Annotated in this window: 20 protein-coding genes; 11 read left to right on the forward strand and 9 right to left on the reverse strand. The window is 61.3% G+C overall.

What is annotated here, in order from left to right:
• Positions 1 to 47 precede the first annotated feature (47 nt).
• The 3 genes from ihfB to E5180_RS01260 are packed head-to-tail and all read left to right on the forward strand — an operon-like array spanning position 48 to position 1,361.
• Positions 48 to 332 (forward strand): integration host factor subunit beta, encoded by a 285-nt coding sequence (gene ihfB, locus E5180_RS01250; RefSeq protein WP_093733569.1) that lies wholly within the window; start codon positions 48 to 50, stop codon positions 330 to 332.
• Positions 332 to 682, forward strand: coding sequence for a LapA family protein (locus E5180_RS01255; protein WP_093733570.1), 351 nt, complete (start codon positions 332 to 334; stop codon positions 680 to 682). Before ihfB ends, E5180_RS01255 begins: the two co-directional genes overlap by 1 nt.
• A 34-nt stretch (positions 683 to 716) precedes the next feature.
• Positions 717 to 1,361, forward strand: coding sequence for a phosphoribosylanthranilate isomerase (locus E5180_RS01260; RefSeq protein WP_138922798.1), 645 nt, complete (start codon positions 717 to 719; stop codon positions 1,359 to 1,361).
• A 19-nt stretch (positions 1,362 to 1,380) separates the two neighbouring features.
• Here the strand turns inward: E5180_RS01260 and kdsA are convergent, their stop codons facing one another.
• The 3 genes from kdsA to E5180_RS01275 are packed head-to-tail and all read right to left on the reverse strand — an operon-like array spanning position 1,381 to position 4,548.
• Positions 1,381 to 2,214 carry a 3-deoxy-8-phosphooctulonate synthase gene (kdsA, locus tag E5180_RS01265; RefSeq protein WP_138922799.1) on the reverse strand — a complete coding sequence of 278 codons (834 nt, stop codon included), beginning with the start codon at positions 2,212 to 2,214 and terminating at the stop codon, positions 1,381 to 1,383.
• Positions 2,211 to 3,911, reverse strand: a complete 1,701-nt coding sequence (locus E5180_RS01270) for a capsule biosynthesis protein (protein ID WP_138922800.1) — start codon at positions 3,909 to 3,911, stop codon at positions 2,211 to 2,213. The genes kdsA and E5180_RS01270 overlap by 4 nt, the downstream gene beginning before the upstream one ends.
• A complete protein-coding gene (locus tag E5180_RS01275) occupies positions 3,889 to 4,548 on the reverse strand; it encodes an ABC transporter ATP-binding protein (RefSeq protein WP_093733574.1) in 660 nt (219 codons plus the stop codon). Before E5180_RS01275 ends, E5180_RS01270 begins: the two co-directional genes overlap by 23 nt.
• 251 nt (positions 4,549 to 4,799) lie before the next feature.
• Here E5180_RS01275 and E5180_RS01280 point away from each other — a divergent pair, with 251 nt between their 5' ends.
• Genes E5180_RS01280 through E5180_RS01290 form a run of 3 tightly spaced genes read left to right on the forward strand, consistent with a single transcriptional unit; the run spans position 4,800 to position 7,642 of the window.
• Complete coding sequence (locus E5180_RS01280; RefSeq protein ID WP_138922801.1) at positions 4,800 to 5,387, forward strand: uracil-DNA glycosylase family protein; 588 nt, start codon at positions 4,800 to 4,802, stop codon at positions 5,385 to 5,387.
• Positions 5,380 to 6,165 carry an SseB family protein gene (locus tag E5180_RS01285; RefSeq protein WP_138922802.1) on the forward strand — a complete coding sequence of 262 codons (786 nt, stop codon included), beginning with the start codon at positions 5,380 to 5,382 and terminating at the stop codon, positions 6,163 to 6,165. The genes E5180_RS01280 and E5180_RS01285 overlap by 8 nt, the downstream gene beginning before the upstream one ends.
• 55 nt (positions 6,166 to 6,220) lie before the next feature.
• Complete coding sequence (locus tag E5180_RS01290) at positions 6,221 to 7,642, forward strand: FAD-binding oxidoreductase (protein ID WP_138922803.1); 1,422 nt, start codon at positions 6,221 to 6,223, stop codon at positions 7,640 to 7,642.
• An 18-nt stretch (positions 7,643 to 7,660) separates the two neighbouring features.
• On the opposite strand, the gene E5180_RS01295 is transcribed toward E5180_RS01290, so the two are convergent.
• Together E5180_RS01295 and E5180_RS01300 are read right to left on the reverse strand one after the other, a co-directional pair.
• On the reverse strand, positions 7,661 to 8,191 hold the full coding sequence (locus E5180_RS01295; RefSeq protein ID WP_138922804.1) for an adenine phosphoribosyltransferase: 531 nt from the start codon (positions 8,189 to 8,191) through the stop codon (positions 7,661 to 7,663).
• Between the two features lie 215 nt (positions 8,192 to 8,406).
• Positions 8,407 to 9,279 carry an S-methyl-5'-thioadenosine phosphorylase gene (locus E5180_RS01300; protein ID WP_138922805.1) on the reverse strand — a complete coding sequence of 291 codons (873 nt, stop codon included), beginning with the start codon at positions 9,277 to 9,279 and terminating at the stop codon, positions 8,407 to 8,409.
• A 169-nt stretch (positions 9,280 to 9,448) separates the two neighbouring features.
• On the opposite strand from E5180_RS01300, the gene E5180_RS01305 reads away from it, so the two are divergent.
• The gene (locus tag E5180_RS01305; protein WP_138922806.1) at positions 9,449 to 11,110 is read left to right on the forward strand and encodes a SulP family inorganic anion transporter; all 1,662 of its coding nucleotides are present in this window, start codon (positions 9,449 to 9,451) and stop codon (positions 11,108 to 11,110) included.
• 80 nt (positions 11,111 to 11,190) lie between these two features.
• On the opposite strand, the gene E5180_RS01310 is transcribed toward E5180_RS01305, so the two are convergent.
• Positions 11,191 to 11,796, reverse strand: coding sequence for a flavin reductase family protein (locus E5180_RS01310; protein WP_138922807.1), 606 nt, complete (start codon positions 11,794 to 11,796; stop codon positions 11,191 to 11,193).
• 81 nt (positions 11,797 to 11,877) lie between these two features.
• On the opposite strand from E5180_RS01310, the gene E5180_RS01315 reads away from it, so the two are divergent.
• A complete protein-coding gene (locus E5180_RS01315) occupies positions 11,878 to 12,366 on the forward strand; it encodes a GNAT family N-acetyltransferase (protein WP_138922808.1) in 489 nt (162 codons plus the stop codon).
• A 53-nt stretch (positions 12,367 to 12,419) separates the two neighbouring features.
• Positions 12,420 to 13,184 carry an EcsC family protein gene (locus E5180_RS01320; protein WP_138922809.1) on the forward strand — a complete coding sequence of 255 codons (765 nt, stop codon included), beginning with the start codon at positions 12,420 to 12,422 and terminating at the stop codon, positions 13,182 to 13,184.
• Here the strand turns inward: E5180_RS01320 and modC are convergent.
• Genes modC through modA form a run of 3 tightly spaced genes read right to left on the reverse strand, consistent with a single transcriptional unit; the run spans position 13,181 to position 15,680 of the window.
• A complete protein-coding gene (gene modC, locus E5180_RS01325; protein ID WP_138922810.1) occupies positions 13,181 to 14,269 on the reverse strand; it encodes a molybdenum ABC transporter ATP-binding protein in 1,089 nt (362 codons plus the stop codon). The genes E5180_RS01320 and modC overlap by 4 nt on opposite strands.
• Positions 14,266 to 14,955: a molybdate ABC transporter permease subunit gene (gene modB / locus E5180_RS01330; RefSeq protein ID WP_138922811.1), complete on the reverse strand. Its 690-nt coding sequence runs from the start codon at positions 14,953 to 14,955 to the stop codon at positions 14,266 to 14,268. The genes modC and modB overlap by 4 nt, the downstream gene beginning before the upstream one ends.
• Positions 14,952 to 15,680, reverse strand: coding sequence for a molybdate ABC transporter substrate-binding protein (modA, locus tag E5180_RS01335; protein WP_138922812.1), 729 nt, complete (start codon positions 15,678 to 15,680; stop codon positions 14,952 to 14,954). The genes modB and modA overlap by 4 nt, the downstream gene beginning before the upstream one ends.
• A gap of 109 nt (positions 15,681 to 15,789) precedes the next feature.
• Here modA and E5180_RS01340 point away from each other — a divergent pair, with 109 nt between their 5' ends.
• Together E5180_RS01340 and E5180_RS01345 are read left to right on the forward strand one after the other, a co-directional pair.
• Entirely contained in the window at positions 15,790 to 16,248 is a 459-nt protein-coding gene (locus tag E5180_RS01340) for an NUDIX hydrolase (RefSeq protein ID WP_254700503.1), read from the forward strand.
• A 70-nt stretch (positions 16,249 to 16,318) separates the two neighbouring features.
• Complete coding sequence (locus E5180_RS01345; protein ID WP_171048881.1) at positions 16,319 to 16,777, forward strand: DUF1178 family protein; 459 nt, start codon at positions 16,319 to 16,321, stop codon at positions 16,775 to 16,777.
• Positions 16,778 to 16,876: the final 99 nt, after the last annotated feature.

Below are 16,876 nucleotides of genomic sequence, written 5' to 3' on the forward strand. Positions count from 1 at the left end.
AGTCCCCTCTAGTTAAGACATAAATTGCGCACCTCGGAGGACGTTAAATGATCCGGTCAGAACTGATCCAGAAGATTGCCGATGACAATCCCCATCTCTATCAGCGCGACGTTGAGCGGATCGTGAATACCATCTTTGAAGAGATCACCGGCGCGATGGCCGCCGGGGACCGTGTCGAGCTGCGCGGCTTTGGTGCTTTTTCGGTCAAAAAACGTGACGCGCGCGTGGGACGGAACCCTCGTACTGGGGAAACGGTTCATGTAGAAGAAAAGCACGTGCCGTTCTTCAAGACCGGTAAACTGCTTAGAGATCGTTTAAACGGGAATTCCTAATGCGCTATGTTCGCTACCTCTGCATCGCAGTCTTCGCCATTGCACTGATCGCGGTCGCCTTGGCCAACCGGTCTATGGTGTCGCTGAAATTGCTGCCGACCGAGGTTTCGGGCTGGTTCGCAATGAACCCTGAAATCCAGGTGCCGCTGTTCATTGTTATTCTGGGCAGCATCATCGCCGGCCTTCTTGTCGGTTTTGTCTGGGAATGGATTCGTGAATACGGCCAACGTGCTGAAGCCGCCCGTCAGGCCCGCGAAATGCGCCGGTTGGAGCGTGAAGTCGCACGGTTGAAGGGCGAGAAGTATCAGGACCAAGACGAGGTTCTGGCGTTGCTGGATCAAGCAAGCTAAGCGGGCCTATGCCCCTTAGCGCAGGAACCATTCGATGACCCAAAATTTGCATGTGAAATTCTGCGGCTTACGCAGCACGCAGGATATTGCCGCGGCGGCTGCCGCCGGTGCGCGTTATGCCGGGTTCGTCTTTTTCGAAAAATCCCCGCGCCACGTCACGATCGAACAAGCCGCGGTGCTGGCAGTAGAGGTCCCTATGAGGCTGTGCAAGGTCGCGCTGACGGTGAATGCGGATGATGCCTTTCTCGATGCGTTGACCGCCTCTGTCCCCATCGACATGCTACAGCTGCATGGCAAGGAATCGCCTGAACGCGTGGCCGAGGTCAAGGCGCGCTATGGGCTGCCGGTGATGAAAGCTGTAGGGGTCGCGGATGCCGATGACCTGCCGCAGATCGATGTCTATATGGCTGTCGCGGACCAGATCTTGATTGATGCCAAACCGCCCAAAGGGGCTGCATTGCCCGGTGGCAACGGGCTGTCGTTTGACTGGCGTCTGGTCGCGGACCGCACATGGGATAAGCCGTGGATGCTGGCAGGTGGCCTGACGCCCGACAACGTGGCAGAGGCGGCGCGTATGACCGGCGCGCGGCAAGTCGATGTGTCGTCCGGTGTGGAAAGCGCGCCGGGGGTCAAGGACGCGGGGCTGATCGCGGCATTCGGAAACGCCGCGAAAGTCTGAGTATTGGCAGGATGCCCCCTTAGAAGTTTAGGGGGTATTCCTTGGCGAGCGCGTCGAATTTCATCAGCGATGCGATAAGGGCTGGCATCTGATCCAGATAGATCATGTTGGGCCCGTCCGACGGCGCATTGTCGGGGTCTTCGTGGGTCTCGATGAACACCGCACCTACACCAATCGCCACAGCAGCGCGTGCCATGACTGGTGCAAATTCGCGTTGTCCGCCGCTCGAACCGCCTTGCCCACCGGGTTGCTGGACCGAATGCGTCGCATCCATCACGACAGGGTATCCGGTCTGCGCCATTTGGGGCAGGCTGCGCATGTCGGCGACCAGCGTGTTGTACCCAAAAGAGGTGCCGCGTTCTGTGAGCAAGATGCGCTTGTTGCCGGTAGATTCAATCTTGGCGACGACATTGGGCATGTCCCACGGGGCCAGAAACTGGCCTTTCTTCACATTGACGACCTTGCCCGTATTGCCAGCGGCTAGCAGCATATCGGTTTGGCGGCACAGGAAGGCGGGGATTTGCAGGATGTCCACTGCTTCGGCGGCGATGGCACATTGGGCTTCGGTGTGAACATCCGTCAGAACCGGCACGCCGATGGACTTGCCCACAGACTGCAACACGGCCAGACCTTCGTCGATGCCAAGCCCGCGTTTGCCGCCAAGCGAGGTCCGGTTGGCCTTGTCATAGCTGGCCTTGAACACGAACTGCGCGCCGACGGCGTCGCAGGCCTCTTTCATCTGGCCGGCAATCATCTGGGCGTGGGTTTCGCTTTCCAACTGGCAAGGGCCTGCGATCACCGTCAGCGGGCGATCATTCCCGATAACGACATTTCCAACGGTGACTTGGGTCATTTTGTTACCTGTTCTTTCAGAATAGAGGAGGTCAGCGACAGCATGAGGTAGATGCCCGCAAAGATCAGAAATGTCAAAATCGTGTTCTCGAACTTGCGCGGATATGTGGCGGATTGCGATGCGACAGGGCGCACCGCAACAGTCAGATAGCGCACCTGACGGCTGGCTTCGGTGCGGGCTTGTTCCATCTGTGTGAGCGATGCCTGAAGTGCTGCGTCTGCGGCGGCCAAATCGGCCTGCGCCAGTTGCAAGCTGACGGCCTGTTGCGCAAGAGAGTTCGTACCCTCTGTGGCGCTGTTCATACGCTGGTTCAAGCGGTCCAGCTGGGCGCCAAGCCGGCGCACGTCGCCTTGGGCACCGTCCACCTTGGCGCGGTTGGGGCGCGGGTTGTCGAGCAGGGCAGCAAGCTCAAGCTCTTTTTCCAACAGCAGTGTTTCGTAGTTGGTGATCTGCCCGCGGAGCGACGCAATAACAGCCTGCGGATCGACGCCATTTTCAACTTGCAGCTTGATCAGCGCCTCCTGCGCCTCGCGGCGTTTGGCGACAGTCTGTTCATAGGCCTCGCGCGCGTCGCGCATACCGTCTTCGCGCTTTTGTTGCGACAGGGCGTTCACGCGTTCCTCGGCGTAGTCGAGCAGGTGCTGAGAGAAATCAGTGGCGACTGCCGGATCGGCGGCGATGACCTCCATCCGGATCATCCCTTCGGTAGGGTCGTAGCCGATTTTAACGTTGTCCTTGTAGAATTTATAGGCTTCCTCGTTTGACGCGTCGGGGTGCATCCGCTGGATCGGGTCAATCTCGGGATCAGAGAAATGCTGCATAAAGCCGACGTCGCGGTCCAGGCGCAGCATAGCGTCTTTGGACTGCAGGTAGCTTTGCGTCGCGATACTGTCGGCAGAGTTGGCGAATTGCGTCGGCAACAGCCCGCCAAGCGGGCCAAGCCCGCCGGTGCCCTCGTTCTGAATGATCAGGAACTGGCTGTCGGTCGCATACATTGGCGTGGCGATTTTATAGAAATAATAGCCTCCCATCAGTGTGGGTAGCCCGACGAAAAACGCCAGCCGCACCGCCAAAAGCGCCATCTTGCGGCGGCGGCGTTTGGTAATGTCGCGCTGGATATCCGAAATTTCGCGCATCCGGCGTTCCATCGGATTAACGTCGGTCGAGGGAACATTACGCCCCCCTGCAGGTACCGTTTGCGGCAGTTGAATTCGGTTCTTGGACAGGGCCGTACCCGTGGATTTCTGATCTTGCGGGACGACGAGCTCCAGCATGTTGGAACGTTGGAACGGATCAATACCCTGATCGCGCAATAGACGTACCGCATCAAAATCCGAGGTCGGCGCAAGCCCGTGTTTCTGGGCCACGCGCCGTGCCATCCGCAACTGGCGGCCGGTCAGCCCTTCGCGACGGATCGCGTCAATGTCCTGCTCGCCGCTGACTTCGTCTGCGGAAGCAACCTCTCCGCTGCGCGGAGCCGGCGACGGGGTGGAACGTGGTGGCGCAGACGCGGGGGAGGCCGCCGTCGCTCGGGCGCTGTTGACAGGTTCTGAGGCGTTGTCCTGCGCAGCGCCCGCCGCAGGCGGAACGTCAGAAGACGTGGCCGAAGTCGCCTTGGGCGTTTCGGTGCCTTGCGGGGCTGCCGCAGGGGCCGCGCGTTTGATGCGGAATTTTCTAGCCTTGGGTTTCGTAGTCATAAAGCTGTTTGGCCTCTTCCAAGGTGTCGAAGATATGAAGCTTTCCGCCAAGTAGTACAGCAGCGGACCGCGCGAATTGTTCCAACGTCTCGGCTTGGTGCGACACGATGATGATCGTCGTCGTTTGCAGACGCTCTTGCAGAATTTCGCCCGCCTTGCGGTTGAATTCAACATCTGTGGTGCTCGGCATGCCTTCGTCGATCAAATAGATGTCGAAATCAAGCGCAAGCAGCAGTGAAAACGAAAACCGTGATTTCATACCGGCGGAATATGTCCCGACCGGCTGGTCAAAATATTCACCCAAACCGCACAGCCAGCGGCAAAAACTTTCGACGTAATCAGGGTCCAAGCCATAGAGCCGCGCAATATAGCGGGCGTTTTCCATGGCAGAGATCTTGTTGATGACGCCGCCCATAAACCCCAATGGAAAGCTGATGTTGCAGCCCCGTCTGATTTCGCCTTCGTCCGGTTTTTCCAGCCCCGCCATCATATTGATAAGGGTCGTCTTACCGGTGCCATTGGGGGCGAGGATGCCAAGGGAATGACCCAAATCCACACGAAAGGACACATGGTCCAGAATGACCTTGTGTTGCGTGCCAGTCCAAAAGGACTTGGATACGTTGTCAAATTCCAGCATGCCTGCTCCGATTGGTGCTGTTGTGGGTATATCGCGCCCTGTTTCCCGAGGCTTGTGCGGTGTCTAGCCCACTATTTTGACTATATTATGTCGTAGATGAGACCATATTTACAAGGAGCCAAAGCAAAGGGCACGCCGCAAAGGTAGGCCATTGTCGACAAGGCGCCGTGAACGCTGCCGCCTGCGCGCGCCGCAACCGTCCGTGCGAGGCCCCGGTTGAAACCGGCGACCCACCCCTTAGGTCTAGGCGCATGACAGATATCCGCCCGCAACTGAGCCAATGTACCCTGTGCGCCGACCGCTTTGCCGCGACGGCGACGGCGCATCGGCCCAATCCGGTCGTGTGGTTCCAGCCTGGCGCGCGGATGTTGATTGCCTCGCAGGCACCGGGGTTGCGGGTCCACGAGGCGAATACCCCGTTCTGGGACGCCTCTGGCAAACGCTTGCGCGATTGGCTGGGCGTGGACGAGGCGACGTTTTATGACCGCAGCCGCGTGGCGATCATCCCGATGGCATTCTGCTTTCCGGGCTATGATGCCAAAGGCAGCGACCTGCCGCCGCCCCCCGTCTGCGCGAAAACGTGGCGGGCAGGGGCGCTGGCCACCGTGCCCGATGTGCGGCTGACCGTGTTGATCGGGGCCTATGCCATGCGCTATCACTTGCCCGGGTTCACCACCGTCACCCGCGCGGTCGCCGAATGGCAAAACCACCGAAACGGCGTCTTTGCCTTGCCTCATCCGTCGTGGCGCAATACCGGTTGGCTCAAGAAAAATCCGTGGTTCGAGGAAGAGGTGCTTCCCCGGCTCCGCGCTGCTGTAAGGAATGTACTGGATGACTGACGCGACTCCGCTGGATATCGCCCATGCCGCCATGATGGCCGACGAAAGCGATGACGCCGCCCGCCTGCGGTTCTATGAACGCATGGCCGACGTGGAACTGTTCCTGCTGCTCGAAGACGAACCCGCGGCCGATCAGATCAGCCCCGTTCTGCTGGATGACGCCTATGTGTTGGTCTTTGATCGGATCGAACGTCTGGCGGCCCATGTGGGCCAGCCCGCGCCCTATGTGGCGCTGTCGGGGCGTGCGATAGCAGGGATGCTGGACGGGCAGCCGCTTGGCATGGCGGTCAACCTTGATGTGGCCCCGTCGGCGATCCTGTTGCCCGACAGCGCGGTGGCATGGCTGCGCGAAACGCTCGCCCACCAAGCCGGAGAGGTCGAGGCCCGCATTGATCGCGTCTTGCCGCCGACCGGCTTGCCCGAAACGCTGATCGCCGCGATTGATGCCAAGCTGGCGACCGCCACGGGCATGGCCGCAGGGGCTTGGTTGGTCGGGGTCGAATATACCGGCGGCGGGCATGGGCATTTGCTGGGCTTTGTCGGGGCAATCCCGCGGGCCCAAGACGCGCTGGTGCGTGCCGCATCCGAGGCGCTGACGTTTTCGGGGATCGACGCAGGGGCAATGGACGTGGGGTTCTTTGCGCCGTCTGATCCGACGGTCGAAAAACTGTCAAAAGTCGGGCTGCGCTTTGATCTGCCGCAGATGGACCCGCTGGAAAAAACCCCGCGGATGGAGGCTCCTGGTTCTGATCCGTCAAAGCCGCCAATCTTGCATTAATCGGTCCCCGCCAAAGCCGCTTGCATCTCGCCTCGCTTGGCGCGATCAATAGGGCATGACATTGAACCCCGCTGATCCCGCATTCGAGGCCGCGTTGCGTGCCGATCTGTCGCCCGACGTGTTCCGCGAGGTCGAACCTCGGTATCTGGAAGAACCACGCGGGCTCTATGCGGGGAAATCCGCAGTGCTAGCGCTGCCGCGCACTGTCGAAGAGGTCGCAACCCTGATCCGCCATGCCAATGTGGCGCGGGTTGGTGTGATCCCGTACGGCGGGGGCACCGGATTGGTCGGGGGGCAGGTGGCCGAAACCGGCCCCGCACCGCTGATCCTTTCGCTGGAGCGCATGAATAAACTCCGCGCGGTGTACCCTGATGAGAACGTGCTGGTGGCCGAAGCGGGGATGATCCTGTCAGACGTGCAAGCCGCCGCCGAAGCCGCCGACCGCCTGTTCCCCTTGACGCTCGCAGCGCAGGGTTCTGCCCGCATCGGGGGCAATCTGGCGACAAACGCAGGAGGTACCGGCGTGCTGCGCTATGGCAACGCCCGCGATCTGTGTCTGGGCCTCGAGGCGGTGCTGCCCGATGGTCAAATCTGGAACGGGCTGACCCGACTGCGCAAGAACAACACCGGCTACGACTTGCGTCATTTGCTGGTCGGGGCCGAGGGCACGCTTGGCGTCATCACAGCCGCCGCGCTGAAACTCTTTCCGCGTCCGGCCAAGACGGGAACGGCGCTGCTGGTCGTGAACTCTCCGGCGGCCGCGCTGAAGCTGCTGTCGTTGGCGCGCAGCCAGTTGGGCGAGATGATCAGTGCATTTGAAATCATGAATGGCGTCGGGCTGGATTTCCTGACCGAAAAGATGCCCGAGCTGCGCCAGCCCTTCGACACACCCCCTGAATGGAGCGTGCTGATCGAATTGGGGCTCAGCGGTGAACTGGACCCGATGGCATCGCTTGAAACGCTGTTCGCCGCCGCCTTTGAGGCGGATCTGGTCACCGACGGGCTGATCGCGCAAAGCCAGCAGCAGGCCGAAGATTTCTGGGCCGTCCGCGAGATGATGCCCCACGCCAACCGCCAGATCGGGTCGATCTCCAGCCACGATATCTCGGTGCCCTTGGGGGCGCTGCCTGAGTTTATCATTCGGGCGGGCGAAAAAGTCACGGCACTTGGGGACTTCAGGATCAACTGTTTCGGTCATGTGGGCGACGGCAACCTGCACTATAATGTCTTCCCCGTGCAGGGGCGCAGCCGCGAGGACCATCTGGACGACCGTGGCGCGATCAAGACGGCGATCCACGATCTGGTGCATGAATTGGGCGGCTCTATCAGTGCGGAACACGGCATCGGGCGGCTCAAGGTCAAAGACCTCGAACGCTATAGCGATCCCGCGAAGCTGTCGGCGCTGCACGCGATCAAGGCGGCCTTAGACCCCAAAGGGATCATGAACCCCGGCGCGATGTTCCCCGCGCCGGCGTAAACCTTTAGGCAGGGCCGTTCAGGCCCCGTCGAATGCGCAAAGCGCGTTGACTTCCATCCCCATGGCTTCCAGCCGCTTACGCCCGCCAAGTTCTGGCAGGTCGATGATAAAGGCGCAGGACACGATCTCGCCGCCCAAACGCTGGATCAGCTTGATCCCCGCCTCGGCGGTGCCGCCAGTGGCGAGCAGATCATCGACGACCAGAACCTTCTCACCGGGTTTGATCGCGTCCTCGTGCAATTCGACAATCGCCTCGCCGTATTCAAGCTTATAATCCTGAGAGATGGTGCGACCGGGCAGCTTGCCCTTTTTGCGGATCGGCACGAACCCCACCGACAGCTGGTGCGCAATTGCGCCGCCCAGAATAAACCCGCGTGCCTCAAGCCCGACCACTTTGTCGATATCGATACCGGCGTAGGGGTGCAGCATCTGGTCAATCGCCATACGAAACCCGCGCGGGTCGGCGAAAAGCGTGGTCACATCGCGAAACATGATCCCTTCATGGGGGAAGTCGACAATGGTACGGATGTAATCTTGAACCTGTTTCATGCAGTGCTCCGGTCGTTGGGCTTTGGTAGGTCCCTGCACCAGCGCAGCAACCGCGCCACAGCGTTAAGCGACCCGCCCCCTGTCAGCAAGCGTCTTCCACAGCGCGTCAAAGCAGGACATCGCGTCAAGACCGCACGGCCTGTCTTCGTTTTTCCAAATAAACTCACCTGCCACAGCACCCTCCACGGGCGCTGCGACAGCGTTTGCAGCGCGGCCTAGAGCACCCGACCTGCTACTGCATCCAGTTTGGCCACCAGTGCTGCGTCGCGCATTTCAGGCTGGGTCATGATCGCATACTCCAGCGCGCGGTCGCAGCCATGCGGGCAGGGCGCGCGGTCAGCCCCAAGCAGCTTGGGTAGACGCGCAACGAGTTGGCGGCCCTTGTCGGCATTGCCCGTCAGCGTCTCGATGATCTTGGTCACGTCAACCTCGCCATGATCCGGATGCCAGCTGTCATAATCGGTGATCATTGCGACCGACGCATAGCAAAGCTCTGCTTCGCGGGCCAATTTAGCTTCGGGCATATTGGTCATGCCGATCACATCCGCGCCCCAGCTTTCGCGGTACATCTTGGATTCGGCCAGCGTGCTGAACTGCGGGCCTTCCATCGCCAGATAGGTACCGCCACGGTGCACATTGATGCCAGCGTCGCGCGCAGCGGTTTCGCACGCGTCACCCAAGCGCGGGCAAGTGGGGTGTGCCACGCTGACATGAGCGACGCAGCCGGTGCCAAAGAACGACTTTTCCCGCGCAATGGTCCGGTCGATGAACTGGTCCACGATGACAAAATCACCCGGTGCCATTTCATCGCGGAACGACCCGCAGGCAGACACACTGATCACATCCGTGCAGCCCAGCCGTTTCAGCGCGTCGATATTGGCGCGGTAAGGCACGGTGGAGGGCGCATGCACATGTCCACGACCGTGCCGCGGCAGAAAGGCCATTTCTACCCCGTCGAGCCTGCCGGTCAGGATTGCATCCGAAGGCGGCCCCCACGGGCTCTCGACGGTCAACCACTCGGCCCCCTCCAACCCGTTGATATCATAGATGCCGGAGCCGCCGATCACGGCGATTTTAGTCTGTGTCATGAAGGTGCCTTTGGATTGAGTTGGCGGCAGAGTATCAAGCTTGGCCCTTAGGGAAAGCCTCAAATCCGGGGTCGGACCCTCCCGTGCCTTTCATTTTGTTCACGTTTCAGCTAGGAGGCGGCAACGACCTTTCCAACTTATAGATGCGATTTGACCCGAAGGATGCCCGATGGCGCGTACCACGTTCCGTAGTTTTACCAAAAATCTTGATGTGACCGATCTGCGATGGATGCCGGGAGAGGGGTTCTCTCCCTCGCGTCTGCGCATTGAACTTTTGTCGGGTCTGACCGTCGCTCTGGCCCTCGTGCCCGAAGCGGTGGCCTTTGCCTTTGTCGCGGGTGTGAACCCGTTGGTGGGGCTGTATGCGGCGTTTCTGGTCGGTCTGATCACCGCGTTGATTGGGGGGCGTCCGGGGATGATCTCTGGCGCGACAGGGGCCTTGGCCGTGGTGATGGTGGCCTTGGTTGCGCAGCACGGTGTTGAATACCTGTTCGCCACGGTGGTGCTCATGGGGCTGATCCAGATTTTCGCGGGCGTCATGCAATGGGGCAAGTTTATGCGGCTTGTGCCGCATCCTGTGATGCTGGGCTTTGTAAACGGTCTGGCGATTGTTATTTTCCTTGCCCAGATGGGCCAGTTCAAAGTGCCGGGCACGATGGTTGATACAGGGCACGGCATGTCGGGCGGCGAATGGCTATCGGGCAGCCCGTTGTATCTGATGCTGGCGCTGGTTGCCGCGACCATGGCGATCATCTGGATTATGCCACGCCTGACCAAGCTTATCCCCGCGCCGCTTGCAGGTATCGGCATCATCGCCATTCTGGTGATCGCGACCGGCATGGACGTGCCGCGGGTGGGGGATCTGGCCTCTATCGAAGGTGGCTTCCCGATGTTTCACATGCCGTTTGGCGACGGGCTTGGCCTTTATGGCACCGCTTTGGCCCCGTTCAACCTTGAGACGCTTTATATCATTCTGCCCTATGCCGTTATTCTCGCGGCGATCGGCCTTATTGAATCACTGCTGACGTTGAACCTGGTCAGCGATATGACCAACACCCGCGGCGGTGCCAGTCAGGAATGTATCGCACAAGGTGTGGCGAATACCGTGACAGGCTTCTTTGGCGGTATGGGCGGTTGTGCGATGATCGGCCAGTCGATGATCAACGTCAAATCAGGCGGGCGCACACGGGTTGCGGGGATCGCTGCGGCGGTGTCCCTGCTGCTCTTTATCCTTGTGGGCGCACCTTTGATTGAACAGATCCCGCTGGCAGCGCTGGTCGGTGTGATGTTCATGGTCGTGATCGGCACCTTCGCGTGGAACTCCTTTGGTATTCTGCGCAAAGTGCCGCTGACCGATGCCTTTGTGATCCTGCTGGTGACGTTTGTCACGGTCTACGAAGACCTTGCCGTTGCGGTGGTCGTCGGCGTGATCGTGTCTGCGCTGGCCTATGCCTGGAACAACGCCCGCCGCATCCACGCCAAGACCTACACCACGCCCGACGGGGCCAAGGTCTATCAAATTCAGGGGCCTTTGTTCTTTGGGTCTTCTGAGGGGTTCGCGGAGCTGTTCAACGTCAAGGGCGACCCGAGCGAAGTGATCGTCGATTTCGAAGACAGCCGCGTGGTGGATCAATCTGCCCTCCAGGCGATCGAGACGATTGCCGCGAAATACGAAGGCGCGGGCAAGCGTATCCAATTGCGCCACCTGAGCCGCGACTGTCACCGTCTGCTGAAGAAAGCGGGCCACCTGATGATCGATAGCGATGATGATCCCGAGTATCAGGTCGCCGTGAACTATCAGGTGCGCACCGGCGTTTTTGGCGGTCACTAGCCCGCCCGACACCATGACATGAAAAAGCCCCCGATGCAGACCGCATCGGGGGCTTTTGTCTTTGTGCTGAAATGGTCGGATCAATCGTCGGGGCGGATGATCTCGAAGATTTCGGTCACGCGGGCGTAATCGCGATAGCCCAAGCGCGAGAGGGGTTGGTAGGTCGTCACATCGAACCGCCCGTCCTTGATGCAATCGTCGCGCATATGCACGCCCACAACTTCGCCGAAGACGGCAAAGTTGTTCTCTCCTTCAATCTTGACCATCTGGGTCATGCGGCATTCCAGACTGGCCGGGGCCAGTGCGACACGTGCGCAGCTGATCTGGTCGCAGTCCGCCTTTTCGATCCCCGCATGGCCGAATTCATCGGCACCATGGGGCAGCGTGGCCGAAGAAGCGTTCATCGCATCGCGCATCGCATATTCGACAATGTTCACACAAAAGACGCCGGTTTCACGGATATTCGCCATGCTGTCCTTTGTCCCGTCCACATCGGCTTTGGTGCCGGTTGACGCAAACATCACCTGTGGCGGCGTATAGGCAACACCATTGAAAAAGGAGTAGGGGGCCAGATTGTCGTTCCCGTCCGCATCGCGGGTTGAAATCCATCCGATGGGGCGCGGTGTGACAATCGCGTTGAACGGATTATGGGGCAGCGGGTGGCCGTCTTGCGGGCGATAGAACATCAAAATCTCCTCATGGTTTGCACCTATGGCTAGCGCCATGATAAAGGCAGCGCCACAGGAAAACCTCCAGAGGGCCACGCCTTGTATCACATCACCCCCGAGACGGCCGCAGATCGCTGGGAAGTCGAAGCATTATACGACACCTGTTTTGCGCCCGGGCGCGAGGCGCTGTCGTCCTATCGTTTGCGCGATGGTGTGCCGCCGGTGGCAGGGCTGAACCATGTAGCCCGCGATGCAGGTGGTATTCTTGCCGGGGCTATCCGCTATTGGCCGGTCTGTATTGGCACCCATCCCACGCTGTTGTTGGGGCCGGTTGCTGTGCACCCCACGCGGCAGGGCGAAGGGCTCGGCGCGTTGCTGATCGAAGGGAGCCTCGCGCAAGCGGTCCCGCTGGGGTGGTCGCGGGTGATGCTTGTGGGGGATGCGCCTTACTACAACCGGTTCGGGTTTACTTTGCTGTCCGAGGTGGTGATGCCGCCGCCGACAAATCCTGAACGGGTACTTGGCCGTGCGCTGGTAGAGCGCGCATGGGAGGGCATTTCAGGGGATGTCACTGCTTGGCCACATTGAAAGTGGCGAGGCATTAGCCCACATTCTAGCCAAACAGGCAGAGGCTCCGGAAAATGCAAATCGAAAGCAACCTACCCAGCACCATTGATGTAGAGGCGCGGCTGGACCAGATCGCCAAGCGCTACAAAAGTGCGGGCGGGGTGGGGATCAACGTGTTGAATGTCATAGGCGGCAGCGCCGAAGGCCTGATCGACAAACTACCGTCGCCGATACGGCGCAATCTTGAAAGTGCAACCGTCAAGGCGCTGGGCCAGGCGATGAAGGCTGCGACCACGACACGGTCGATGGTGCCGGATCAGAAAAGCTGGTTGAACATTGCAGTGAGCGCGGCAATGGGGGCGGCGGGCGGTGCAGGTGGTTTGCCTACCGCGCTGGCAGAGCTGCCGGTGACGACTACGCTGCTGCTGCGCGTCATTCAGGGCGTTGCCGTAGAGCACGGGTTCGATGCCCATGCGGAAAACGTGCAATTCGATTGCATACAGGTGTTCAGCGCGGCGGGGCCGTTGTCAGAGGATGACGGGGCAGATCTGGCGTTTCTGTCGGCACGGGTCGCGTTGAGCGGGCGGGCAATGCAGGCGGTGATAGCCAAGGTCGCCCCGCGTCTGGCGCTGGTGTTGGGGCAAAAGCTGGCCGCGCAAGCGGTGCCAGTGCTGGGGGCGGTGGCCGGTGCGGCGACCAACTATGCTTATACCAGCTACTACGAAGACATGGCCCATGTGCATTTCGGGCTGCGCAAGCTGGCGATTGATGCTGATGTCCCCCACGAAGAGCTGGTCGAGCGGCTGCGCGCCAAGGTTGGACTGCGCAAGATCGCCTAGCGTCCGATGCTGCCCGGCGCGACCGTTGTGGCCTTGAGGATCGCAAAGCAGGTCATGCCCGGTGACAGCCCCAATTCGGTGACGGCGCGGGCCGTCACGCGGCTGAGCAACCGGTCGCGCCCCGCCCGTAGGGCAATCGCGGCCCCCGGGCCGTCGCCGGGGTGGATCGCCTCTATCGTCACGGGCAGCACATTGACCGAACTCAGCCCCGCGGGGCGGGTCAGGGAAAGGATCACATCCTGAGCCAGCACCCGCAGTCGCACGCGCGCGCCTGCCTCGGCGTGAACACCCGGCAGTTCCAGCTCTCCGGCGCTGATCCGCAGGGTCGTGATCCCGTCATTCCCATGTTCAACAACATCCGCCTCGATCACTGCGCCGGCCTCGCGGACACCAAGCAGGGGCACAGCGGCGGGATCAGACATGACATCGAACAGCGGGCCTTGCGCCTGCACTGTCCCGTTCTGGATCAGCACCAGCGTATCGGCCAGCCGCGCAATTTCATCGACCGCGTGGCTGACATAGAGGATCGGCAGCCCCAAGGGCCCGTCGCGCAGACGTTCGAGAAAGGGCAAAATCTCTTGCTTGCGTGGCCCATCAAGACTGGCCAGCGGTTCATCCATCAGCAGCATCCGCGGGTGGCTTAGCAAGGCACGGCCCAAGGCGACCCGCTGTTTCTGGCCGCCCGACAGGGTGGCGGGGGCGCGGTCCAGCAGGGTCTCTAGCCCCAACAGGGCGACCACATCCTTTTGGGCGGGGCCGGTGCTGCCGCGCGGCGCATAGCGGGCCCCAAACATCAGGTTCTGCGCCACGGTCAGATGCGGAAACAGCCGCGCATCTTGAAACACGGTACCAAGGCGGCGTTTGTGCGGCGGCACGTAGATGCCGCGTTCGGTGTCCAGCAGCACCTCGCCGTCGATAAGGACGCGCCCGCGGTCAGGCTGCAAAAGCCCCCCAACCGCGTTGATCACGGTGGATTTTCCGGCCCCCGACCGGCCAAACAGCGCAGTGATGCCCGGCCCGGCTTCAAGCGCGAGGTCCAGCGCAAAGCCGTCAAAGCGGTGCGACAGGGACAGCGAGAGCGTCATGCGCCTGCAATCCGTTTTGCAACGCGGCGGGCCAGCACCTCGGACAAAAGCACGGCGCCTACGGCGATGACTGATGACATGAGCACCATCACCACGGCCTGACCCTCACCACCGGGAATTTGCAGCGCAGCCCAGATGGCGCTTGGCAGGGTCTGGGTCTGGCCGGGGATATTGGCGACAAAGGTGATCGTGGCCCCGAACTCGCCCATGGCTTTGGCAAAGCCCATGACTGTCCCCGCCAGCACACCGGGCAAGATAAGCGGCAGGGTGACGCGGGCAAAGACGGCGGCGCGGGGGGCACCCAAGGTTGCGGCAGCGTCCTCGAGCTTGGGGTCGACCGCCTCTATCGCCAGCCGCATGGCACGGACCATCAGCGGGAACCCCATGATGATCGCGGCCAGCACCGCGCCGGACCAATGGAACGCCAGTTGCAGCCCGATTGCGTCCAGCGCACGGCCCAAGGGCGCGTTCCGCCCGAACGCCATCAGCAACAGATAGCCCGTCACCACAGGCGGCAAAACCAGCGGCAGGTGCACGGCGGCATTCAGCAGCGCCTTGCCCCAGAACTCACGTCGCGCCAGCAACCACGCCACCCAAAGCGCAAGCGGTATTGCCAGCAGTGTCGCCCAACAGGCCACCCAAAGCGACAGGCGCAGCGCGTCCCATGCGGCGGCGTCTACCGTCATTCGGGCCGCGGCTCGAAGCCGTAGCGGGCAAAGACCGCACGTGCCCCCTCCGAGCGCAGATGCGCCATGAAGGCGGCCCCGCTGTCCGTCAAAGCCGCGGCAGGGTAGGTGATCGGGCTGTGTGTATCCTTTGGGATGTCATAGACGATGCGGACCTGCGGCTCTGCCATGGCGTCGGTGCGGTAGACCACACCAAGCGGCGTCTCTGCCCGTGCAACAAGGGCAAGGGCGCTGCGCACGTTATCTGTCTCTGCCAGATGCGCAGAGATGGCTTCCCATTGTCCGGTTTTCTCGAACCATTCACGCGCATAGATACCAGCGGGCACAGCGTCGCGCTGCCCCATAGCCAGCCGTGCATCGCCAAGGGCACCTGCCAGATCGGCAGGGTCGGGTGCGATGTCGCTGTCGGCGGGGGCGATCAACACCAACGCATTGCCCAGCAGATCAACCACAGCGTCGGGATCAACCGCGCCGCGATCGCGCAGCCAGTCCATCCAGACCGGCGCGGCCAGCAGGACCACATCGGCAGGGGCCCCCGCATCAACCTGCCGCGCCATGGTGCCCGATCCGCCAAAGGATAGCGCCACATCACCGTCATAGCCGCGCGCGACCTCGTCCAGCGCGCCGCGCAGGCTAGCGGCGGCGAAGACCGTCACCGAAGGCTGCTCGGCCATCGCGAGGGTGGGCAGTAACACTGCAATAACATGAGGCAAAAAACGTTTCATCCGCGCAGTATCAGTCAAGCGGTTGGGGCGTGCAAGGGCGACGGGTCTTGTCAACTTGGCACGGGTAGGCTTTTGTTGATGCACCATCTTCGGAGACAGAATGCCTCGCATGAAACAGTTGCCCATATCCCTGCAAGGTGCCCGCAAGGGAGAGGTAAGAACCCAGTTCGCGGCGCTGTGCTATCGCGTCAGGCAGGGTAAGGTGCAGGTGTTGCTGATTACCTCGCGGGGGGCGAAACGCTGGATCGTGCCGAAGGGCTGGCCGATGGATGCCAAAACCCCCGGTGCAGCCGCCGCACGCGAGGCGTGGGAAGAGGCAGGCGTCAGGGGGCGCGTCACGGGGGGCTGTCTGGGCGTTTACTCATACATCAAGGCGGTGGACGACACTGCGCAGCTGCCTGTCATCGCCATGCTCTACCCCATCGAGGTTCAGATGTTGGCCGATAAATACCCCGAAGCCGGCCAGCGGCGACGTAAATGGATGTCGCGCAAGAAGGCTGCCAAACTGGTGTCCGAGCCCGAGCTGGCGCGGATGATCCGCGATTTTGATCCGCGTGGGCGGAGCTAAGTCGCTTGACGGGGCCAGATCGCACCCCCATTTTAGATACCTTAACGACGAGAGGATGCCTGCGGGCGCGATGATCAAGTTTTCGCTGAAGTGTGAACGCGACCACCAGTTCGAAAGCTGGTTCAAATCTGCCGCCGCCTTTGATGCGCTGGCGCAGGCGGGGCATTTGGCATGTGCCGTTTGCGGGTCGCCCGAGGTGACCAAAGGCATGATGGCCCCGCGTGTCTCGACCGGCGACGCCCGCACAAACAGCCCTAAGGATGACACGAAGCCGGACACGGCGGTGCCAGTCCTCTCCAAACCGCAAACCGAACTGGAAAAGGCGTTGAAAGCCCTGCGCAAGGAGGTCGAATCTTCGTCGGAATATGTCGGCAACAATTTCGTCAAAGAAGCCCGCGCCATGCATCTTGGCGATGCACCTGACCGGTCGATCTATGGCGAAGCCCGTCTGGACGAAGCTGTCGCCCTGATCGAAGAGGGTATCCCGCTGACGCCGCTGCCGTTCCGGGCCAAACGCTCCACCTCTTAGGACCGGCTGAACAGAGGCGCGCCCCGTGTTGTATGCCTGTGCAATCCCAGCGGCCTGCGGGCTTGCTAAGGGCGGCGCTTGCGCGTACACCGCGCCGGA

It is taken from the genome of Sulfitobacter sp. BSw21498 (genome assembly GCF_006064855.1).
Classification (GTDB): Bacteria; Pseudomonadota; Alphaproteobacteria; order Rhodobacterales; family Rhodobacteraceae; genus Sulfitobacter.